Here is a 21,782-nt window from a genome sequence, read left to right on the forward strand (position 1 = left end):
CTGGACCTTTGCTCCGCCGGTGTCGAGTCCGTGAAGCAGGAGAGGCCGGAACCGTTCCGGCTCATGGGAGGCTCCGGAACAGCGGGTGGGCCCGTACCGCGCGCTGCCGAGGCCGAACAGGGCCCGGCTCGGGGGGACGCGACGCCCCCGGGAACCACGCCCACCACTTCGTGAAGCACCTCCACGCCTGGAAGGGCCGGCCGGCCTGCCGGCCTGCCCGGTCGGTGGCAGCACGTCGTGGAGATCGTGTGCGATCGAGAAGCGGGTGTGATCCGGGTCCGTCCGGCCGTCCGGAACCGGGCGTGGATGCCAGCACGATGTTCGCCGTCTCACCGTCTTGCCGGCGGGCTGTGCGGTATCCGAAGAGAGTTCAGTCCGTTCAACAAGTGAACACAAGCCCCGTGAGGCCTGGCTCGATCATGGGTACGGACCAATCTCGGTGTGAAGTATTGACGCCCCTGTTCCGGCGCGGTTAACTCCAGCCGCAACGCCGGTACCGGTTCCGGTACCGGTTGCGGAACCGGTACCGACGCCGGTCCCACCAGCCTTGTCCCGCCTTGTCCTTGGAGGCTCCGTTGCGTGTCACCATCGCCGATGTCGCCCGCGAGGCCGGCGTCAGCAAGACGACCGTGTCGCGGGTCATCAACCTCAAGGGCGAAGTGGACGGTTCGACGGCCGCCCGTGTTCGTGAAGTGATCGCAGACCTCGGCTACGTACCCAGCTCGGGAGCGGTCGGGCTGGCCCGCGGCAGCAGCCGTACGGTCGGCATGCTGGTGCCCTCGCTCACCTGGCCGTGGATGGGCGAAGTGCTCCAGGGAGTCGTCGACACGGTCGAGGCCGCCGACTACGGGCTGCTGCTCTTCACGTGCAACCGGGGCGCGGAGTCCGTCGAGCGCTTCACCACGCAGGTGTCGGCGCGTGCCTTCGACGGGCTCGTCGTGGTCGAACCGGAGAACACGCTCGACCACCTCACCGCACTGCACCGGTCCGGTCTGCCGATCGTCCTGATCGACGACAGGGGCCATCACCCGGAATTCCCTTCCGTCGTGACCACCAATCACGAGGGAGGGGCGTCCGCCGCCCGTCATCTGCGGGCGGCGGGGCGCACCAGACCCCTGGTCGTCACCGGCCCGAAGCACTTCGGCTGCGTACGTGACCGGCTCGCGGGCTTCCGGTCGGTCCTGCCCACCGAGCTGGTCGTGGACGGGGACTTCACCGAACGCCGGGGCCGTCTCGCCGTGGAGGAACTCCTGGCTGCCGGAACCGAGTTCGACTCCGTCTTCGCGCACAACGACATCAGTGCGGCCGGGGTCCTGCGCGCTCTGCGAGCCGCCGGGCGGCGCGTACCCGACGACATCGCGGTGGTCGGCTTCGACGACATCCCGATGGCCGAACACACCGAACCGCCGCTGACCACCGTGCATCAGCCCACCCGGCAGATGGGCGAGGCGGCGGCCCGCCTGCTGCTCTCCCACCTCGGCGGCACCGCCGTACCGGACGGCCCGGTCGTGCTGCCCACCGAACTGGTCGTGCGCCACTCGGCGCCGTAACGGTCCCGGCCCCGCCGGTCACCCGTCCGCATCCCCGAACCAGCCGCACCCGCACCTGCCGCACCACACGCCTCACCCGCACCTGGCGCGTCCAGCGCTGCCCACGCCACCGGATCTCCCAGACCCGCAGTCCTCCTGGAGTAGCCATGTCCGTACGCCGTCGTCACACTCTGAGAGCGCTCTCAGCCGCCACCGCCGTGGTCGCGCTCGCCGCCGGCTGTTCGTCCGCCAACTCGGGTGCCAACAAGGGGGGCGGCGCCGGTGCCTCCGGCGTGCTGACCCTCGGCAAGCCCGACGGACCGCAGACGAACAACAGCAACCCGTTTCTCGCCACCTCGGCGAGCGCCACGCTCGGTTACCGGTTCATGATCTACGAGCCGCTGGCCATGACCAACCAGATCCGCCCCACCGACAAGGCGGACCCGTGGCTGGCGACCGCGTGGGACTGGGAGTCCAACTTCACCAAGGTCACCTTCACGCTCGACAAGCGGGCCAAGTGGGCCGACGGCAAACCGCTGACCGCTGCCGATGTCGCGTTCACCTTCGAACTGCTCAAGAAGCACCCGGCGCTCAACGGCAACGGCATCCCGTACGACGGCATCGCGGTCGAGGGCGAGAAGGTCGTCCTGACCTTCAAGGAGTCCCAGTTCGTCAACCAGAACAAGATCATCACGACGTACGTGGTGCCCAAGCACATCTGGGAGAAGGTCGAGAACCCGGAGACCTGGCCCAACCGCACCCCGGTCGGCTCCGGCCCGTACAAGCTGAAGACCTTCACGCCGCAGACCACCACCCTGACCGCCACGCCCGACTACTGGAAGGGTGAGACCAAGGTCAAGGAGCTGCGCTACTCCGCGTACAACGACAACAGCGCGGCGACGACGGCCCTGGCGAACGGCAAGCTCGAGTGGTCGTTCGTCTTCATGCCGAACTACAAGCAGCTGTACATCGCCAAGGACCCGAAGAACCACAAGCTGTGGTTCCCCTCGGGGCTCGGCATCCACGGTCTGTGGTTCAACACCGCCCGCAAGCCGTTCGACAACCCGGCCCTGCGCAAGGCCATGGCCATGGTCATCGACCGCAAGGCGATCCACGTGCAGGCCCAGGCGACCCTCTACCCGGAGATCAGCAACCCGACCGGCATCCCGCTGCCCGCCGGAGAGCCGTTCCTCGCCCCGGAGTACAAGAGCGCCACCACGGCACCCGACGTGGACGGCGCCAAGGCGCTCCTCAAGGACGCCGGGTTCCAGCTCAGCGGCGGTGTCCTGAAGGACCCGGGCGGCAAGCCCGTCGAGCTCACCTTCACCGACCCGGCCGGCTGGAACGACTACATCACCGGGCTGTCCATCATCAAGGACAACATCAAGCAGCTCGGCATCGAGGCCAAGGTCAAGACGCAGACCGCCGAGGCCTGGGGCAACGACGTCGCCACCGGCAACTTCGACGCCACCCTGCACTGGACCAACAGCGGGGCCACGCCGTACGACATGTACCAGAACATCATGGACGGGGCGATCCTCCAGCCCATCGGCAAGAGCGCCCAGCTCGGCAACTTCGGACGCTTCAAGAGCCCCGAGGCCACCGCCGCGCTGAAGGAGTACGCGAACGCGACCGACGACCCCACGCGCACCAAGGCCATGAACACGCTCCAGAAGATCATGGTCGAGCAGGCGCCGGTCGTCCCGACGGCCGCGGCCCCCATCGGTGCCGAGTACTCCACCAAGAACTGGGTGGGCTGGCCGACCGAGAAGGACCCGTACGCAGCCCCGCAGCACACCCAGCCCGACGCGCTGGAAGTCGTGCTGAACCTCGAGCCCGCCAAGTAAGTACGGGGAAGAACCGGCCATGACCACCGAACAGTCCGCACCCGTGCGCACCGGGAACGACGTGGTGCTCGAAGCACGCGGAGTCACCAAGCACTTCCCGGTACGGCGCACCGCCGGCGACCTCCTCGCCCGCAGACACCGCACCGTCCACGCCGTCGACGACGTCTCGCTGAAGCTCCGGCGCGGCACCGTCACGGCCCTCGTGGGGGAGTCGGGCTCCGGAAAATCCACCGTCGCACGGCTGCTCGCCCAGCTGTACCCGCTCACCTCGGGGGAGATACACCTGGGCGGCACGGCGGTGAAGGCCGGGCGTGGCCGGTCCTTCCGTACGTACGTCAGACAGGTCCAGCTGATCTTCCAGGACCCCTTCGCCTCGCTCAACCCGGTGCACACCGTGCGCTACCACCTGACCCGGGCACTCAGGATCCACGACCGGGCGGGGAACGGGGAGGCGGACCTGGAGAAGAACCTCGCCGCTCTGCTCGAGCGCGTCCAGCTGACTCCTCCTCATCAGTTCCTGGACAAGTTCCCGCACGAGCTGTCGGGCGGACAGCGCCAGCGCGTGGCGATAGCGCGCGCGCTCGGCGCGGATCCGCAGGTCCTGCTGGCCGACGAGCCGGTGTCGATGCTGGACGTGTCGATCCGGCTCGGCGTCCTCAACCTGCTGCGCGACCTCAAGGAGCGGCTGCACCTCGCGATTCTCTACATCACCCATGACATCGCGTCCGCCCGCTACTTCGCGGACACGACCCTGGTGATGTACGCGGGCCGGATCGTCGAGGGCGGTGACAGCGAGACCGTCACCCAGCACCCCGCGCACCCCTACACCCAGCTGCTGATCGCCTCCGCGCCGGACCCCGACCGGGTGGCGGACGAGGAAGCGCAGGAAGAGACCGGAAGCGGCGAGCCACCCTCACTGATCGCCCCGCCGGACGGCTGCCGCTTCCACCCCCGCTGCCCGAAGGCCATGGAGCGCTGCCGCACCGAGCTCCCGCCGCGCTTCGACCTGGCGGACGGCCAGTGGGCCGCCTGCTGGCTGTACGACGGCACCGGCGCCGAGGGAGCAGCGAAGTGAAGTACATCCTCCAGCGGCTCGCCTTCTACGCGGTCACCGCGTGGGCCGCCATCACCATCAACTTCCTGATCCCGCGCCTGATGCCCGGCGATCCGGTCGAGGCCCTGATGAGCCGCTACCAGGGGCAGCTCGACACCACCGCCATCGCCTCCCTGAAGGCGCTGTTCGGACTCGACGAGCACCAGTCCCTCTGGTCGCAGTACACCGACTACTGGTCCCATCTGATCGACGGAGACCTCGGGCTCTCGTTCACCTTCTTCCCGACCCCGGTCGGCGAGGTGATCTCCCAGTCGCTGCCCTGGACCCTCGCGCTGGTCGGCATCACCACGCTCATCAGCTTCCTGCTCGGCACCGGCATCGGCGTCTACAGCGGCTGGCGGCGCGGCTCCTGGCTGGACGGCCTGCTGCCCGTCACCACCTTCATCTCGGCCATCCCCTACTTCTGGCTCGGCCTCATCGCCATCGCGCTGTTCGCGGTGAAGTGGCAGATCTTCCCGGCGGCCGGAGGCTACGACAACTCCCTGGTCCCGGCGTTCGACTGGCCGTTCATCTCCAGCGCGCTCTACCACGGGGTGCTCCCCGGGGTGACGATCGTGCTGAGCGCCATCGCCGGGTGGATCCTCGGCATGCGCAACATGATGGTGACCGTCTCCTCCGAGGACTACGTCATGGTGGCGCAGGCCAAGGGGCTGTCCGAGCGGCGCGTGATGTTCTCCTACGCGGCGCGCAACGCGGTCCTGCCCAACATCTCGGGCTTCGCCCTCTCCCTGGGCTTCATCGTGGGCGGCACCCTGCTGGTCGAGATGGTCTTCTCCTACCCGGGCATCGGCTACCAACTGTTCCAGGCCGTCGGAGCCAAGGACTACCCGCTGATGCAGGGCGTCTTCCTGATCATCACGCTCTCCGTTCTCGCCGCGAACCTGCTGGCCGACATGGCCTACGCCCTCCTCGACCCGCGCACCCGCAAGGAGGCATGACGATCATGGCCGTCACCACCACCGACGTAGTCGTCACGGACAGCGCCCCCGCCGCGTCCCGCGCGAGGTTCCGCTTCCTGCGGGGCGGGAAGACCCGTACCGGACTGCTGATCCTCGCGTTCTTCGTGCTCCTCGCCGTCGCGGGTCCCTGGATCGCCCCGTACGACCCGGACGCGATGAGCGACCAGCTGCTGCAACCGCCGTCCGCCGACCACTGGTTCGGCACGACGCAGACCGGGCAGGACGTCCTCTCCCAGATCCTCGTCGGCACCCGGGGCGTGCTGCTCGTGGGTTTCCTCGCCGGCATCCTGGCGACCGCGCTGTCCGTGCTCATCGGGGTCAGCGCGGGGTTCCTCGGCGGAGCCGCCGACGAGATCCTCTCGATGCTGTCCAACATCTTCCTCGTGATCCCGGGCCTGCCGCTGATCATCATCATCGCGAGCTTCGTCGAGGACACGGGGGACCTCCTGATCGCCGCGGTCATCGCCCTCACCTCCTGGGCCTGGGGGGCACGTGTCCTGCGCGCCCAGACCCTGTCGCTCCGCCGCCGCGACTACGTGGAGGCCGCGCGGGCCACCGGCGAGTCCACCTGGCGGATCATCCTCTTCGAGGTCATGCCGAACCTCACCGCCGTCATCGCGTCCGGCTTCGTCGGCACCGTCATCTTCGCGGTCCTCTCCGAGATCACCCTCGCCTTCATCGGCGTCGCCGACATCTCCCACTGGAACTGGGGCACCGTGCTCTTCTGGGCCCAGTCCAACCAGGCCCTGGCCCAGGGCGCCTGGTGGTGGTTCGTGCCCGCCGGGCTGTGCATCGCCCTGCTGGGCACCGCGCTCTCCCTCATCAACTTCGGCATCGACGAGTTCGTCAACCCGCGCCTGCGCACCGCGACCGGCGCCTCCCGGAAGGTCCGGATGCGGGTCGGCTTCACCCCCGTGGCCCGCACCGCCGCACCCGAGAGGCCCGCGCCGTCCGGCTTCACCCCGGTGGACCGTGCCGGCGCAACCCAGTCGCCCGGTGAGCCCGCGCCGCCCGGCACCCCCGAGTCGCCCGGAACGCCCAGCAAGGAGCCCAGCGCATGACCGCCGAGCCGATCCTCACCATCAGCGGCCTGAACGTCGACTACGGCACCGGCGCGAGCGGCGTCCGCGCCCTGCGGGACATCGATCTCACCCTGCACCGCGGGGAAGTCCTCGGCCTGGCCGGCGAGTCGGGCTCGGGCAAGTCCACCCTCGCCTACGCCGTCACCCGGCTGCTCTCCCCACCCGGGGTGATCACCGGCGGCGACGTCCACTACCACCGGCCGGGCGGCGAGAGCATCGACATCCTCTCCCTCACCCCGGACGAGCTGCGCGCCTTCCGCTGGCAGGAACTGTCGATCGTGTTCCAGGGGGCGATGAACTCGCTGAACCCGGTGCACACGGTCCACAGTCAGCTCACCGACGTCCTCACCGCACACCGCCCCGGCATGAGGGCCGCCGAGCGCACCGCGCGCGCCGAGGAGCTGCTCAACCTCGTCGGCATCTCCGCAGACCGGCTCGCGGCCTATCCGCACCAGCTCTCCGGCGGCATGCGCCAGCGCGTGATGATCGCGATGGCACTCGCCCTCGAGCCCGAGATCGTCATCATGGACGAACCCACGACCGCCCTCGACGTCGTGATGCAGCGTCAGATCCTGCGCAAGCTCGTGGAGCTGCGGGAGCGCCTCTCCTTCTCCGTCGTCTTCATCACCCACGACATCTCGCTGCTGATCGAGTTCTCCGACCGGATCGCGATCATGTACGGCGGCCGGATCGTGGAGCAGGCGGGCGCCACCGAGATCTACCGCGACCCCCGCCACCCCTACAGCGAGGGTCTCCTGCACTCCTTCCCCGCACTGCACGGCCCCCGCCGCGAACTCACCGGCATCCCCGGCTCACCCCCGCACCTGTCCGCGATGCCCACCGGCTGCGCCTTCCACCCGCGCTGCGGCAAGGCCTTCGAGCCGTGCCCGGAGCGGGTGCCCGTCCTCGCCGCGCCGGAGGCCGGCCAGGACCGCGAGGTCGCCTGCTGGCTGCCCCACTGACCGTACGCACCGCCGCTCACCACCCCACAGCACACCCGGAGTTACGGAGACACATGAATCTCGTCACGCCCCGCAGCAGCCTGCAGCCCGCCGCCGTCCAGGGACTCCCTGCCGACTTCCGCTGGGGCGTGGCCACATCCTCGTACCAGATCGAGGGGGCGGCCTCGGAGGACGGACGGACCCCGTCGATCTGGGACACCTACTGCCGCGTGCCGGGTGCCGTGCACAACGCGGAGCACGGCGACGTCGCCTGCGACCACTACCACCGGATGCCCGAGGACGTGGAGCTGATCGCGGGCCTCGGCGTCGACACGTACCGCTTCTCGCTGGCCTGGCCGCGCATCCAGCCGGGCGGCCGGGGTCCCGCCAACGCCAAGGGCCTCGACTTCTACAAGCGGCTCGTCGACGAGCTCCAGGGCAGGGACGTCACCCCCTGGATCACCCTCTACCACTGGGACCTCCCTCAGGAGCTGGAGGACGCGGGCGGCTGGCCGGCCCGCGACACCGCCCTGCGGTTCGCCGAGTACGCCATGCTCGCGTACGAGGCCCTCGGCGACCGGGTCGAGCACTGGACGACCCTCAACGAGCCGTGGTGCTCGGCGATGCTCGGATACGCCTACGGTGCGCACGCCCCCGGCCGGCGCGACATGGGCGACGCGATGGGCGCCGTCCACCACCTGCTCCTGGGCCACGGCCTCGCCGCCCGCCGGATGCGCGAGGCGGCGGGAGACAGTCCGCTCGAACTCGGCATCACCCTCAACCTCGGAACCGCCACCCCGGAGACCGACAGCGAGGCCGACCGGGAGGCATGCCGCCGTGCCGACGGCATGGGCACCCGCCTCTACCTCGACCCGATCGTCCACGGCCGCTACCCGCAGGACGTCGTCGACGACCTCGCGGCCCAGGGCATCGAACTGCCCGTCCAGGACGGCGACCTGGCCGCCATCGCCACCCCCCTCGACGTCCTCGGCGTCAACTTCTACCGCGGCGCCCTGTTCTCCGGCGTCACCGAGGACGGGTCGCCGACCGACGCCGACGGCCTGCCCGTCGTCCGCGGAGTGGAGCGCGATCTGCCCCGCACCGCCATGGACTGGGAGATCACCCCGGCCGAGCTCACCGATCTGCTGCTGCGCCTCCAGCGTGACTACGCGCTGCCGACCGTGATCACCGAGAACGGGGCGGCCTTCGACGACACGGTCGCGGCCGACGGCTCCGTCCCCGACGCCGACCGCACCGCCTATCTCGCCGACCACATCGCGGCGGTGTCCGAGGCCCGTCGGCAGGGCGCCGACGTCCGGGGGTACTTCGCCTGGTCGCTGATGGACAACTTCGAGTGGGCCTACGGCTACGACAAGCGGTTCGGCATCGTCCGCGTCGACTACGACACGCAGGTGCGGACGCTGAAGGACAGCGCCAAGTGGTACCGCGACACGATCCGCCTCACCCGGAACGCCCGAACCGACTGATCTTCCCGTGCCGAACCAGAACCGGACCAGAGAAGAGCCTCACATGTCCCGCACACCCCATGCCCGCGCACGCCACCGGGCGAGACCGGTGACCGCCGCGCTCGCCGCCGCCACCGTCCTCGCCTCACTGCTCGCCGGGGCCGTCCCCAGCGCGGCGGCCGACGCCGAGGACCCCGCGCCCGTCCTCGTCGACCGCTTCGAGGGCGAGGTGCCCTTCGGCAACCCGCCCGCCGACTCCCTCTTCACCTGGGGCGGCGACGCGGACGACCACCCCGCTCTGGAGCTCAAGGAGCGCGCCGACGCCCCGGAGGGCGCCAAGGTCCTCCAGGGCACCTACGACATCAGCGCCTGGGGCGGGCTCAGCCACGAGTTCGCCGTCGACCAGCCGCCGAAGGACTGGACGGCCCACAAGGGCATCCGCTTCTGGTGGTACGGCCAGAACACCGCACCCCTGCCGCCCGGTTCGGGCAAGCGGATCAACTTCGAGATCAAGGACGGCGGCGCCGGCGGCGGCGCCTCCGAGCTGTGGACCACCTCCTTCACCGACGACTGGGAGGGCTGGCACCAGGTCGAGATCCCCTTCGCGGACTTCGTCTACCGGGCCGACTACCAGCCGGTCGGAGGCATCGACCAGGTCCTCGGCCTGAACGAGATGTGGGGCTACGCGCTCACCCTCCCGACCGGCGCCCCCGGCTCCTTCGCCATGGACGCCGTCGAGCTGTACGGAAAGGCCGACCCGGCCCTGAAGTCGAGCGTCGTCGTCGACTCCGCCGTGCACCCGGTCAAGGAGGGCGCGACCGCGGACATCAGGATCTCCGTCGCCACGACCGGCTCCCTCCCCATCGAGGAGCCCGTCACCGTCGCGTACACCACCAAGGGCGGCAGCGCCGGACCGGGCAAGGACTACACACCGGTCACGGGCACCCACACCTTCCCCGCGGGTACCGCTTCCGGCACCACGCACACCGTCTCCGTGGCCACGGCGAAGGACAAGGGGGCCGAGTCGGCGGAGACGGTCCCGCTGGAACTCACCGTCACCGGGGCCAAGGCGCCCAAGGAGAACCCGCAGGTCGTCATCGACGCACACGGGCTGCCGTACCAGAACGCGAAGCTGCCGGTGAAGAAGCGCGTCGCCGACCTGCTGGCGCGGATGTCCCCGGCCGAGAAGGCCGGGCAGATGACCCAGGCGGAGCGCAACGCGCTGAAGTCGCAGGGGGACATCGCCACGTACGACCTCGGCTCGCTGCTCTCCGGCGGCGGTTCCGTACCCACCCCGAACACGCCCGAGGCCTGGGCGAAGATGACCGACGCCTACCAGCTGCGCGCGCAGGCGACCCGCTTCCAGATCCCGCTGATCTACGGCGTGGACGCCGTGCACGGCCACAACAACGTGATCGGCGCGACGATCATGCCGCACAACATCGGCATCGGCGCGGGCCGCGACCCGAAGCTCGCCGAGAGGACCGGCGCCGTCACCGCGAGCGAGGTCCGCGCCACCGGCATCCCGTGGGACTTCGCGCCCTGCGTCTGCGTCACCCGTGACGAGCGCTGGGGCCGCTCCTACGAGGCGTACGGAGAGGACCCGGCGCTGGTCGAGGCCATGGAGACGGTCATCACCGGCATGCAGGGCAGCCCGTCCGGCAAGGACCTCGACCGCAACGACAAGGTGCTGGCCAGCGCCAAGCACTTCGTCGGCGACGGCGGCACGGAGTTCGGCTCGTCGACGACCGGCTCCTACACCATCGACCAGGGCGTCACGAAGGTCACCCGCCAGGAACTCGAAGCGGTGCACCTCTCGCCGTTCGCCGAGTCCGTGAAGCGGGGCGTCGGCACGGTCATGCCGTCGTACTCCTCGCTGGACGTCATCGGTGACGACGCCGGCCCGGTGAAGATGCACGCCCACGCGGAGATGATCAACGGCGTGCTCAAGGACCGGATGGGCTTCGAGGGCTTCGTCATCAGCGACTGGCAGGCCATCGACCAGATCCCCGGTGACTACGCGAGCGACGTCCGCACCTCGGTCAACGCCGGGCTCGACATGATCATGGTCCCGACCGCCTACCAGGACTTCACGAGGACACTCCAGGGCGAGGTCGCCGCCGGCCGGATCACCCCGGCCCGGATCGACGACGCGGTGTCGCGGATCCTGACCCAGAAGTTCCGCCTCGGTCTCTTCGAGAAGCCGTACGCCGACACGTCGAACCTGGACGAGGTCGGCTCCGCCGGGCACCGCGCGGTCGCCCGTGAGGCCGCCGCCAAGTCCCAGGTGCTGCTGAAGAACGACGGCGCGGTGCTGCCGCTCAAGGCCTCGCAGAAGGTCTACGTCGCCGGCTCCAACGCGGACGACCTCGGCAACCAGGCCGGTGGCTGGACCATCAGCTGGCAGGGTGCCTCCGGCGCCACCACCCCGGGCACGACGATCCTGAAGGGCATCGAGAAGAACACCTCCTCGGCCACCTTCTCGAAGGACGCCTCCGCCCCGACCGACGGGTACGACGTCGGCGTCGTGGTCGTCGGCGAGAAGCCGTACGCCGAGGGCATCGGGGACGTCGGCAACGGCCACGACCTGGAGCTCGGCGAAGCCGACAAGGCGGCCGTCGACACGGTCTGCGCCGCCATGAAGTGCGCGGTCCTCGTCGTCTCCGGGCGCCCCCAGCTCCTCGGCGACCGCCTCGGCGGCATCGACGCCCTGGTCGCCTCCTGGCTGCCGGGCACCGAGGGCGACGGCGTCGCCGACGTCCTCTACGGCAAGCGGGCCTTCACCGGGCAGCTCCCGGTGACCTGGCCGAAGTCCGAGGCGCAGCTGCCGGTCAACGTGGGCGACGCGGCGTACGACCCGCAGTTCCCGTACGGCTGGGGACTGACCACCCTGAAGAAGGCCCCGACGGGCGGCGAAGCCGCCCTCACCGGCCTCGCCGTCGCCGCGCAGCTCGCCGAGCGGGCGGGCCTCGGGAAGACCGCGGCGGGCAAGGAGATCGTGGACCGGGCGAGGCTCCTGGTCCAGCAGAGGACCGGCGGAAAGCTGACCGAGGCGGTGTCCAAGCCCTTCGCCGAGGCCGACCATCTGCTGCTCACCGGTGATCTGACCGGAGCGGTGGCGAAGCTGCGCACCGCGTACCGCGCCGCGTAACAGCGGAAACGGAACCCGGGCGGGCGACGCATTCGTCGCCCGTTCGGGTTACTTTCGAGGTATGCGGAAGAGGCTGTTCGCTCCCCTGTGGGCCTGCCTGCTGCTGATACTCACGGCGGCTGTGCTGGCGATGACCCCCGCTGCCCAGGCCGCCCCCTCCACGATCGACGACGCGGCGAGCGCCCTGCGCCAGGGCCCCGTGTACGTCGACCCCGCGGCGTCCGGTCAGCTCTCGGCGTCCCAGGAGGCCGCCCTGGAGAAGAAGATCATCGACGCGGACAAGCCGGTCTTCGTGGCCGTGCTGCCCGCGACATCCGAGTACCCGCCCGAGAACCTCCTGCAGAACCTGCGCACCGACACCGGAGTCACCGGTGTCTACGCGGTCCGCCTCGGCGACGGCTTCGACGCGGGCGCCGACCCGCAGGTGATGCCGGTCCGGGCCGTCGAGAACCTCACCACCGCCGTGAAGGCACCCGGCGCGGACGCCGACGCCGCGACCCAGCTCAACGCCTTCGTCGACCGCGCCGTGGACGAGGCCGAGGGCAGCGCCCCGGCCTCCTGGTCCGGTGACGGTGGCGGCGCCGACGACGGCGCGGTGAACGGCGCACCGCTGACCGGTCTGGTCGTCCTCGCGGGACTGGTGCTCGCGGGCGGAGGAACCGCGTTCGCGGTCGCCCGCCGCAACAGGAAGCGCAAGGAGCAAGAGGAACAGGCGGCTCTGGAGAAGCTCCGGGTCGTCGTGGACGAGGACATCACCGCGTACGGCGAGACCCTGGACCGGCTGGACTTCCATCCCGCCGAGAAGGGCGCGGACGACGCGATGCGCATCGACTACGAGCGCGCGCTCGACTCCTACGAGGACGCCAAGTCCCGCATGGGCAACGCGCACCATCCCTCCGACGTACGCGGGGTCACCAAGGCCCTGGAGGACGGCCGGTTCTCCCTGGCCGTGCTGGAGGCCCGCCGCAAGGGCCGGGCGCTCCCGGCGCGCCGGCCGCCCTGCTTCTTCGACCCGCGCCACGGCCCCTCGGTCGAGGACGTCCTGTGGACGCCGTCCGGCGGGGCGGCCCGCGAGGTCCCCGTCTGCGGCGCGGACGAGGTGCGCCTGCGTGAGGGCGAGGACCCCATGAGCCGCACGGTGGACGTCGGCGACGGCCGACGGCGCCCCTACTGGGAGGCGGGTCCGGCCTACGGCCCCTGGGCCGGAGGCTACTTCGGCGGCGGCCTGCTCCCGGGCCTGCTGGTCGGCACCATGCTGGGTTCGATGCTCGCCACCCCGGCGTACGCGGGGGAGTACGGCGGCGGTGACTTCGGGGGAGGCGGGGGAGGCGACTGGGGCGGCGGCGACGTCTCCGGCTCCGACTTCGACTCCTCCGGATTCGGCGGTGGCGGCTTCGGCGACGGCGGTGGGTTCGGAGGCGGCGGAGGCTTCGACGGGGGCGGGTTCTAGCGGGGCGTCCCCGCTCCGGACTTCTTCGCCGGCTGCTCCTCCCAGGTCTCCGGGGCCCACACGCCCGAGCGCTTGAGCGACGCCGGACAGTGCAGGTAGATCTCGTCGATGTCCACGACCAGGGCGAGGTCGGGGCGGCGGCCCCTGACCTTCATCTCGTCGAAGACCGGAGCGTCCGTGAGGACGCGGGCCCGGCCGTTGATCCGCAGGACCGTCATCACGCCCGGTATCAGGTACAGCAGGCCCACATGCGGGTTGGACAGGATGTTGTGGAAGCTGTCACCGCGCCGGTTGCCCGGCAGGTCGGGCAGCACGAGGGTGCGCGGGTCCAGGACCCGGGTGAAGCCGGGTTCCCCGCCGCGCGGGGAGGTGTCGCAGTTGCCGTCGGCGTCCGAGGTGGACACGGCGCAGAACGGCGCGCGGGCCAGCAGGTCGAGGTCGGCCTCGGTGAGCTCGTCGTGGACCTTCTCGATGACGATCGGCCACGGCTCGCCCAGGATCTCCCGCAGCTGCTCGGCCGACCGCAGGGGCACGGCCCCGGCCAGGGGATCCGCGGTGCCGACGGGGGCGGCCGTGACGGTCGCGGGCGCGGCGTTCGACAAGGGGTACTCCGAACCTCGTGGGGGCGGCAGCAGCGGATCGCTGACCTGGCACTGTTAGGTTCACCTTACTTATGTGTGCGGGTGCGCCCCGTCCCGGGGGCGGCAAGCGGGGCCGAGGAAACCGCACCACCGCGTGCCGCCGTCCCGGACGCGTCCGGGCGGGCCAGGCGCTCGCCACGGACTCGGCGCTCTCGACCGTTCACGCCCGGAGAAGGTTGTTCCGCTCTTCGCGGAGTAGATGAGGTAGGCGAGGTCGGACACTTCGCGTCCCTCGCCACCTGGTGGCGCGGGGCACGAACGGATGGGAAGCTGAAGCCGATGGACCGTGACCGGGTGGAGAAGCAACTGCTGGACGGCTTGACCGTCGACACCAGCAGGCCGGAGCAGCCGATACTGCTGGACGAGGCGGGCCGGCCGATCAAGACGTGGCGGGAGAACTACCCGTACGACGTCAAGATCCGCCGCAAGGAGTACGAGCGGGTCAAGCGCATCCTCCAGATCGAGATGCTCAAGCTCCAGCGGTGGACCAAGGAGACCGGGGCGCGGGTCGTCGTGGTCTGCGAGGGGCGGGACGCGGCCGGCAAGGGCGGCACCATCCAGCGCTTCACCGAGCGCCTCAACCCGCGTGGCGCGCGCATCGTGGCCCTGGACAAGCCGACGGACCGTGAGCGGGGTCAGTGGTACTTCCAGCGGTACGCGGCCCACCTGCCCGCCCCCGGCGAGATCGTCTTCTTCGACCGCTCCTGGTACAACCGGGCCGGAGTCGAACGCGTCATGGGCTTCTGCAGCCAGCCCGAGTACGAACTCTTCCTGAAGCAGTGCCCGGAGTTCGAGCAGATGCTCGTCGACGACGGGATCATCGTGGTGAAGTTCTGGTTCTCCGTCTCCCGTGCCGAGCAGCGCACCCGCTTCGCGATCCGCCAGGTCGACCCGGTGCGTCAGTGGAAGCTGTCGCCCACGGACGTCGACTCCCTCGACCGCTGGGACGACTACACCACGGCGAAGATCGACATGTTCCGCGCCACCGACACCGAGCACGCGCCGTGGACCGTCGTGAAGAGCAACGACAAGCGCAGGGCACGCCTGGAGGCGATGCGCAGCCTGCTCGCGCGCATCGACTACACGGCGAAGGACATCGACGCCGTCGGCAAACCGGACCCCCTCATCGTGGGCGCCGCAGCCACCCTGCTGGAGCCGGGCGAGGAGGACACCGCCCTCTCGCCCACCCGTCTCGCGCCGAACACCGAGGGCCCGGGGGAGCACCCCTGAGAGGTCTCAGCCGCGCGTGGCGGTGACGTCCCCGTTGACGGTGGTCAGCGTCATGCCGTGCCCGCCGCCCTTCCCGGCGGCGGGCACGGCCACAGCGGTCCGGCCGTTCCGCGACGCGGCATCGATGTCGTAGGCGGGCGCGTCCTGGGGCAGTGCCACCCGCACCGAGCCGTTGGTCGTGGCGGCGGTGAGACGGGACGGCGAGGTCGCGCTGCCGAGCGTCACGTCCCCGTTGACGGTCTCGGCGTGCAGGCGCTCCGAGCGCAGGGCGCCCGTGTGCACCGAGCCGTTGCGGGTCGCGAGGCGGACGGCGGCATCGCCCGAGCCGGACCGGGTGACGGTCACGTCCCCGTTCACGGTGGTCAGGTCCAGCCCCGCCGACATGCCGACCGCGTCGATGCCCGCGTTCCTGGCGGTGACCGTGACGGAGACGCCTGCGGGAACGCCGATCGCGGGCATGCGCGGGCACGGCCCTTCGCCGTGATCCCCGTGCCCTTCGTGCTGCGGGCATGACAGATCGAGGACCCAGGTGTCGTCCCGGTGGGACCAACGGCTGACGATCCCGGCTCCGGTGACCGCCCGGTCGCCGTCGGCCGGCCGCAGGCGCACGCCGTTGTCCGTCGTGAGCACCAGGTGCGTTCCCCGGCCCAGGACAGGTGGTGCACCACCGGGTCGTCCGCCGGGGTCCCCGCCTCCGCCGCACCCGGCCAGGAGGGGGACGACCGCCAGCAGCGGTGCCCATCGCCGTCTGCGCGCCAACGCCGTGATGTTCATGCCTGCTCGCCTTCCCCGCCTCGGGGCGTCCCATGGCCCGGGACCGTGCACGGCCTCCCCTCCGGGCCGGCCGGCCTCACCGGCGCCCGCGCTCCCGGCGGGGCTCAGGAGCGAAGGGGTTGTCCTGGAAGCCCTCGTCCCACTCCGGTTCGGCATAGCTGACGGGGGCGCGGGTACTACGACCGCTGTCGGTGATGAAAGGCGCCCGGGAGGACGAGGGCCTGCGGCTGCGTCCCCGCTGCCGCCGGGGTTCGTCGTCGATCGGCCCTGACCCGTACGAGACGGCGTCGCCGAGGTCGACGGGATAGCTGCTCGACGTGCCGGAAGGCGCCCGGCTCGACCTGCGCCTGCGGCTGCGGCTGCGCTCCCGCCGGGGTTCGTCGTCGATCGGCCCGGCTCCGTACGAGACGGCGTCGCCGAGGTCGACGGGGCGGCTGCTCGTCATGCCGGAAGGCGCGCGGCTCGACCTGCGCCTGCGGCTGCGGCTGCGCTCCCGTTCGGGTTCGGGTTCGAAGGCCTCCACGTCGACGGGGCGCCGGCTCCTCCTCCGCGACGTCCTCTCGTCCGCGGAGTCGTCAAGGTAGCTCGGAGCGACACTGCCGCGTCGGTGCCGACGACTGCTGGTCTCGGGCTGCTGACTGCCGAAGTACTCGTCCTCGTCCTCCACCGCGGCGTAGTTGACGGGCTCGGGGGCGGGGGGACGGCGGCCCGTCGTGCTCAGGGGCGGCCTCGACCTGTGCCGGCGGGCGGGGCGCGGAGGAGCCTGGCTCGTGCGGCTCCTGCTCTTGCTCCGACTGCGGTACGCGGGGTCCGGATCCTCCTCGGGGCTGTTGCTGCGCCGGTCGGGCTCCATCCGGTAGGTCTTCCGGCGATCGGCCACGGCGGCACCCACGTCCTTGGTGGACTGCCGGTGACCGTAGCCGTACTCCTCGAGGTACGCGTCGTCGTCGGATTGTTCACCGGCGAACCTCATGCCCTCCGGCACGGCCTTCCGGTTCTCCATGCCGTAGAAGCCGTTGTGCGTCCCGGGCTTTCCGTACCTGGACGGATGGGGCGTGGTGACGCTCACCGTCACGTCGTCGCGGCCGGCGCGTGCGGGAAGCCGGCCGGTGTCCCTGATGAGCTCCTGGGTGGAGTAGCCGGGGGTTCCCCGTGGCACGCGCGGCATCTGGAAGTGCATGTTGGCGTTCGGGCCGACACCGCTGAGGCGTCCGGCGGCCTCGGGCCGGCTCAGGTCGACGTCGTTGAGGACGGGGACGCCCAGTCGCCGCAGGTCCTCGCGGTTGTTCTCGTACTCCTGGTAGTCGGGCCGTTCCTCGTACGTCGTGGCGGCCATCCTGCCCGCCTGGCTGGGGTCCCGGCGCACCCGCGCCCGTACCCCGGACAGGTCCGCCTCGGAGAGGAGGATCTGGTCCCGGTCGTGCAGATTCTCCTCGGGCGGGCGGGTCCGGCCCTGCGGGTGCAGGCCGCCCACCGTGGCACGGGGGCCCATGATCTGCGTGGGGTGCACCTCGATGCGCCCCTGTGTGGTGTCGAAGATCTCCATGCCGTCCGAGGACTTGACGTACCTGCCGACGATCGGGCCGCGCTCGCCGGTGATCTCGAACATCTGGCCGCGGTCCCTCCTGTGCATCCTGCGGCCCCCGCCGGCCATCATGCGGGCAACCGTGATACCGCCGCCGTTGTCCTGAGCGGGCGTGGCCGTCCCGGCGGAGGCGCCGGATCCGGGGCCGGACAGGTCGGGCATGGCCCCCTGGGCCATCCTCCTGCCGTTCGCCGTGGCATGGCGCTCGAACGGATCGTCCTGGTGGGAGACCGCCACCCCCGACCCGTTGTCGGTCCCCGCGACGGGGCCCAGGGACTGCTGGCGGACGTGGTCGAGCTCGTGGAACATCGTCTCGTCATCCGCGCCCTGCGGGCCGACGACGATGTCATGGCCCGTGGTGTAGGCGCGGGCGCCGAGCTCCGTCGCCGAGCGCTGGGCGACCGGGTCGCTGTGTACGCGCACATGGCGGAAGGACATGCCGTAGCCCTGCTCCGCCTTCTCCATGAGGCGCGAGTCCAGCGGACGGCCCGGGGAGCGGACGGCGTCGACCACGGACGACCGCTGGACGGACGACGTGCCGGCGGGCGGCTGCTCGGCGGTCTCATGACCACAAGCGGCGCCGTGCTCGTGCAGCTCCTCCTCGACGGCGCGGGCCACGACCGCGTTGCCCGCCGCGCGCTGAAGAGCCAGAACGCGTTGCGCGAACGTGGTCGGTGCTTCCGCGCGGCGGCCGTTCTCCCGGCCACCGGCCTGCTCGACCTGTGTTCTGTATGCGCGCACGGTACTCCTCGCCACTCAACGCCTGATCAAGAATGGTTACCCGGCCGGTGCCGGCCGCGGGAGGTCCGCGAGGGCAGAAACCCGGGTGTGGGCGGGTGAGCGGCAGGGCCGTGAGGGCAAGCCCCGCGGCCGGGACGGATCCGGGCGGACGGGCAGGCAGGCGCTCGGCCCCCGCTCTGCGCGCAGGCCTGCCGGTCCGGTCAAGTGGGGCCACCCGCAGTGCTGTTCAGCGCGGCCGGAAGGTCACCCCTCCGTCGTATGCCGAGTTTGCGGTAGGTACTGGTGAGATGGGTTTCCACGGTACGCCGTGCCAGGTGCAGCAGTTCGGAGATCTCGGCGTTCGTCCGGCCGTCGGCGGCGAGCGTGGCGATGCGGAGTTCGCCCGCGGTCAGAGAGTCACGGCCCGTGAGTGAGGTGTTCCCGCGGCGGGCGCCGCTGGCGCGCAGCGCCAGTTCCGCGCTGCCGGACAGCCGGACCGCGCCCAGTCGTTCGGCCGCCGTCGCGGCCTCCCTGAGCAGCGGTCGTGCACTGCGCGGCTGTCCGGCTGCCGTGAGCTGGACGCCGTGGGCGATGAGTGCGGGGATCAGCTCGACGTCGAGCGATGTGCCGCGCAGGACGCCCACGGCCTCGGCGGTGAGTTCGAGACCGCGCCCGCCGCCGGTGGCCGCGCCGAGGACGCGCAGGGCGCGGCCCCGGACCCGGGGCGTGTTCCATACGGCGGCGTACCGGTTCTCCTCCTCGGCGAGCGCGAGGGCCTGTGCCGGTTCCCCCAGCAGGAGAAGGCATTCGGCGGCGGCCGAGCGCCACGGTGTGACGACAGGGCTCTCCACGTCACGGCCGAGCTGGCGCCTGCCGCACTCCCGGAAGTCGTCCAGGGCGCCCGCGGGATCGCCGGCCGACGCACGCAGGACGCCACGCGCGTAGAGGAATCGATTCTGCTCCCAACCGTCCTGCGTTTCCTTGACATTGACACCGGCGATGAGCCGTTCGGCCTCGGCGGAGCGGCCGCACTCGACGAGTGCGATGACGCGGTGGGCCAGGAAGTTGCTCGCACCCGTGCGGGGCGAGTCGCCCGGAGCCCGGAGCCTGTCGGCGGTCTCCTCCAGCACCCACCCGTAACGGCCGCGTGCGGCAGCGGTGTCCACCCGCGTGTTGAGCAGCGACCGGTGGACGGGGTGCAGCGGCGACAGCCAGTGCTCGGACAGCGCGGTCCTGATGATTCGTTCGGCGTCGTCCGACGCGTCGGCCCACTGCGCCACGGCGGCGGCCGTACTCAGCAGGTAGGGCACCAGAAGCGGATCCTCCGGGGAGGCCAGCAGCCGCCGGACCTGCCGCATGGCGGACTCGGCGGACAGCAGCCCGGCCGTCGCCTCGTACCGGATCAGCAGGGCACGCAGGGCCGGGCTGATCCATTCCGGGGAGCGCTCGGCACGCTCGCGCAGCCGGGTGTAGACGGCCCGCCGGATCTCGGGGTCGTGGTCGGAGAAGAAGGCCGACGCCGTCTCGATCGTACGGGCGAGGACGGGTTCGCCGTCCAGGGCGCCCAGATCGCGCATGACGTCGAGCGCGGCGTGCGGCTTGCCCCGGTGGGCCAGGACGTTGCCCAGGTTGACCGCGGCCAGTACCCGGTCCCTGGGCTGTTCCTGGAGGTGCAGCGCCTCGGCCAGCCGGGGTATGCCGCCGGTCCGCAGGGTGGCGAACTCCAGTTCGCCGAGCTCCGTGAGCACCGCGGCCCGGCGCTCGCGCGGCATCGGTTCGTCCAGCGCTCGGCGCAGATAGTGTGCGGCGGCGCCGGTCCTGCCCGCCCTGGACGCGTCGGCTGCCGCGTCCAGGAGGTCCTCGGCGAAGCGCGCCGGGCCGCCTGGGGCGGTGTGCAGCAGATGCCCGGCCACCGCTTCGACACCGTCCCCCCGGCGTCGGCGCAGCTCGGCCGCGCGGAGGTGCAGGGCCTGCCGTTGCGAGCGGGGCCAGCCGTCGAGGACCGCTCCGCGCAGCAGAGGGTGCGCGAAGCGCGGGACGCCGGTGCCAGGGGTCCGGCGCAGGAGGCCGAGCCGGAGCATCGCGGCGATCCAGCCGCTCACGCGTTCGGGGTCGGCACGGGTGAGTTCGGAGAGGAAGTCGCCGAAATCGTCGCCGAGGTCGTGGCCCGGGCAGAGGGCGCCGTGCACGGCGTCCCCAGGGCGCGCACCGGGCGACCCGGGACCGCCTGGGGATGCGTCTCCCCCTTCCTCCTCGTCCTTCCTCCCCTCGCAGTACCGCGCCGAGTCCTCCAGTTCGGCGAGTGCGCGGGCCACCGTGGTGCTCTCGGGGCCGGTGCTGCTCAGCCACCACGAGACCGCTGCCACGAACGCCCCCGGGTACAGCTCGGCGCAGTTCTCGGGCAGCCCTGGCTCCGGGCAGCCGTCGTCCGCTCCACCGGCACGGCCGCCGTGCGGGAAGACCGCCCGAAGATCGTCGAGCAGCGCGCGCAGCAGCAGCGGGTTGCCCGCCCCCGCCCGTACGCAGCCGTCAACCCAGGTGTCGCTGGTGTCCGGGCCCAGGACACCGCGTACCAGCTCCTCGGCGGCGGGACGGCTCAGCGGGGCCACGGCGTGCATCCTGACCACGCCGGGGGGCAGGGAGTACGCGAGGCCCGGTGCCGGTGGGGCGATGTCGTACTGCCCGCGCTCGGTCACCACCATCAGGACCGGCATCCCGGTCAGCTGCCGGGCGCTCTCGGCCAGCCAGCGACGGGAGGCCTGGTCGGCGAGGTGCGCGTCGTCGACGGCGACCAGCACGGGCGACTCGGCCGCGTACTCGCCCAGCAGCCGCCACAGGCGGGACGGGTGGCGGACGTGGTGCGGGCTCCTCGGGGTGGGGACCTGGAGGCCGGCGGGACGACGGGGCGGGCCGAAGAGCTGGGTGACGAGGGCGAGGGGGATGCCGGAGCTCTCGGCGGAGGCATGGGCCCGCAGGACCCGCATGCCGAGGCCCGCGCCCAGTCCGGCGGCGGCCTCCAGCAGCGCGCTGCGGCCCGTACCCGTGGGCGCGCGGAACAGGACCAGCCGGCCGGATCCGCCCATGGCCCGGTCGGCCTCCGCTGCCAGCAGCTCCAGCGCGGACTCGCGTTCGAGCAGTCCGGCGGAGGCGGGGTTGAGGGCCGATGGCGGGGCCGTGACCGGTGGACGGGGCCGTGGCTGACCCGATAACGCCCTCATAAGGACTTCCCTCCGATCTCGTGGTCGGTCTCGTGGTGGGCCACGTTGTGGCCGTCCTTTCGGCGAAGGAAGGAT

14 protein-coding genes are annotated in these 21,782 nt (G+C 71.3%); 10 read left to right on the forward strand and 4 right to left on the reverse strand.

Going from position 1 to position 21,782, the window contains the following annotated elements; genetic code table 11:
• The first annotated feature begins 575 nt into the window (after positions 1 to 575).
• From OO67_RS08980 to OO67_RS09020, 9 genes are all read left to right on the forward strand, one after another.
• Positions 576 to 1,550 (forward strand): LacI family DNA-binding transcriptional regulator, encoded by a 975-nt coding sequence (locus OO67_RS08980; RefSeq protein WP_033298567.1) that lies wholly within the window; start codon positions 576 to 578, stop codon positions 1,548 to 1,550.
• A gap of 146 nt (positions 1,551 to 1,696) precedes the next feature.
• Entirely contained in the window at positions 1,697 to 3,376 is a 1,680-nt protein-coding gene (locus tag OO67_RS08985) for an ABC transporter substrate-binding protein (RefSeq protein ID WP_033298569.1), read from the forward strand.
• Between the two features lie 19 nt (positions 3,377 to 3,395).
• Positions 3,396 to 4,451, forward strand: coding sequence for an ABC transporter ATP-binding protein (locus OO67_RS08990; protein ID WP_033298571.1), 1,056 nt, complete (start codon positions 3,396 to 3,398; stop codon positions 4,449 to 4,451).
• Positions 4,448 to 5,428, forward strand: a complete 981-nt coding sequence (locus tag OO67_RS08995; RefSeq protein WP_033298573.1) for an ABC transporter permease — start codon at positions 4,448 to 4,450, stop codon at positions 5,426 to 5,428. Before OO67_RS08990 ends, OO67_RS08995 begins: the two co-directional genes overlap by 4 nt.
• A 5-nt stretch (positions 5,429 to 5,433) precedes the next feature.
• The gene (locus OO67_RS09000; RefSeq protein WP_244300099.1) at positions 5,434 to 6,510 is read left to right on the forward strand and encodes an ABC transporter permease; all 1,077 of its coding nucleotides are present in this window, start codon (positions 5,434 to 5,436) and stop codon (positions 6,508 to 6,510) included.
• Positions 6,507 to 7,493: an ABC transporter ATP-binding protein gene (locus OO67_RS09005; protein ID WP_033298574.1), complete on the forward strand. Its 987-nt coding sequence runs from the start codon at positions 6,507 to 6,509 to the stop codon at positions 7,491 to 7,493. Before OO67_RS09000 ends, OO67_RS09005 begins: the two co-directional genes overlap by 4 nt.
• Positions 7,494 to 7,546: 53 nt before the next feature.
• On the forward strand, positions 7,547 to 8,959 hold the full coding sequence (locus OO67_RS09010) for a GH1 family beta-glucosidase (RefSeq protein ID WP_033298576.1): 1,413 nt from the start codon (positions 7,547 to 7,549) through the stop codon (positions 8,957 to 8,959).
• Positions 8,960 to 9,002: 43 nt separating this feature from the next.
• Positions 9,003 to 12,089 (forward strand): glycoside hydrolase family 3 N-terminal domain-containing protein, encoded by a 3,087-nt coding sequence (locus tag OO67_RS09015; RefSeq protein ID WP_033298577.1) that lies wholly within the window; start codon positions 9,003 to 9,005, stop codon positions 12,087 to 12,089.
• A gap of 61 nt (positions 12,090 to 12,150) precedes the next feature.
• Entirely contained in the window at positions 12,151 to 13,539 is a 1,389-nt protein-coding gene (locus tag OO67_RS09020; RefSeq protein ID WP_033298579.1) for a hypothetical protein, read from the forward strand.
• Here the strand turns inward: OO67_RS09020 and OO67_RS09025 are convergent.
• Complete coding sequence (locus OO67_RS09025) at positions 13,536 to 14,141, reverse strand: MSMEG_1061 family FMN-dependent PPOX-type flavoprotein (RefSeq protein WP_033298581.1); 606 nt, start codon at positions 14,139 to 14,141, stop codon at positions 13,536 to 13,538. The two genes, OO67_RS09020 and OO67_RS09025, sit on opposite strands and share 4 nt — an antisense overlap.
• 318 nt (positions 14,142 to 14,459) lie before the next feature.
• On the opposite strand from OO67_RS09025, the gene ppk2 reads away from it, so the two are divergent.
• Positions 14,460 to 15,410: a polyphosphate kinase 2 gene (ppk2, locus tag OO67_RS09030; RefSeq protein WP_033298582.1), complete on the forward strand. Its 951-nt coding sequence runs from the start codon at positions 14,460 to 14,462 to the stop codon at positions 15,408 to 15,410.
• Positions 15,411 to 15,416: 6 nt separating this feature from the next.
• Here the strand turns inward: ppk2 and OO67_RS09035 are convergent, their stop codons facing one another.
• The 3 genes from OO67_RS09035 to OO67_RS09045 all read right to left on the reverse strand — a co-directional run bounded on the left by OO67_RS09035 (position 15,417) and on the right by OO67_RS09045 (position 21,707).
• Positions 15,417 to 16,184: a DUF4097 family beta strand repeat-containing protein gene (locus OO67_RS09035; protein ID WP_033298583.1), complete on the reverse strand. Its 768-nt coding sequence runs from the start codon at positions 16,182 to 16,184 to the stop codon at positions 15,417 to 15,419.
• A gap of 76 nt (positions 16,185 to 16,260) precedes the next feature.
• Positions 16,261 to 18,510 carry an eCIS core domain-containing protein gene (locus tag OO67_RS09040; protein ID WP_033298585.1) on the reverse strand — a complete coding sequence of 750 codons (2,250 nt, stop codon included), beginning with the start codon at positions 18,508 to 18,510 and terminating at the stop codon, positions 16,261 to 16,263.
• A 200-nt stretch (positions 18,511 to 18,710) separates the two neighbouring features.
• On the reverse strand, positions 18,711 to 21,707 hold the full coding sequence (locus OO67_RS09045) for a helix-turn-helix transcriptional regulator (RefSeq protein WP_078597720.1): 2,997 nt from the start codon (positions 21,705 to 21,707) through the stop codon (positions 18,711 to 18,713).
• Positions 21,708 to 21,782: the final 75 nt, after the last annotated feature.

It is taken from the genome of Streptomyces atroolivaceus (genome assembly GCF_000717025.1).
Classification (GTDB): domain Bacteria; phylum Actinomycetota; class Actinomycetes; order Streptomycetales; family Streptomycetaceae; genus Streptomyces; species Streptomyces atroolivaceus.

Excerpts from the sequence above, each read along its gene's own strand:
- OO67_RS08985 (WP_033298569.1), top strand. The coding sequence starts at position 1,697 with ATGTCCGTACGCCGTCGTCACACTCTGAGAGCGCTCTCAGCCGCCACC.
- OO67_RS08990 (WP_033298571.1), top strand. The coding sequence starts at position 3,396 with ATGACCACCGAACAGTCCGCACCCGTGCGCACCGGGAACGACGTGGTG.
- OO67_RS09000 (WP_244300099.1), top strand. The coding sequence starts at position 5,434 with ATGGCCGTCACCACCACCGACGTAGTCGTCACGGACAGCGCCCCCGCC.
- OO67_RS09005 (WP_033298574.1), top strand. The coding sequence starts at position 6,507 with ATGACCGCCGAGCCGATCCTCACCATCAGCGGCCTGAACGTCGACTAC.
- OO67_RS09010 (WP_033298576.1), top strand. The coding sequence starts at position 7,547 with ATGAATCTCGTCACGCCCCGCAGCAGCCTGCAGCCCGCCGCCGTCCAG.
- OO67_RS09015 (WP_033298577.1), top strand. The coding sequence starts at position 9,003 with ATGTCCCGCACACCCCATGCCCGCGCACGCCACCGGGCGAGACCGGTG.
- OO67_RS09020 (WP_033298579.1), top strand. The coding sequence starts at position 12,151 with ATGCGGAAGAGGCTGTTCGCTCCCCTGTGGGCCTGCCTGCTGCTGATA.
- ppk2 (WP_033298582.1), top strand. The coding sequence starts at position 14,460 with ATGGACCGTGACCGGGTGGAGAAGCAACTGCTGGACGGCTTGACCGTC.
- OO67_RS09035 (WP_033298583.1), bottom strand. The coding sequence starts at position 16,184 with ATGAACATCACGGCGTTGGCGCGCAGACGGCGATGGGCACCGCTGCTG.
- OO67_RS09045 (WP_078597720.1), bottom strand. The coding sequence starts at position 21,707 with ATGAGGGCGTTATCGGGTCAGCCACGGCCCCGTCCACCGGTCACGGCC.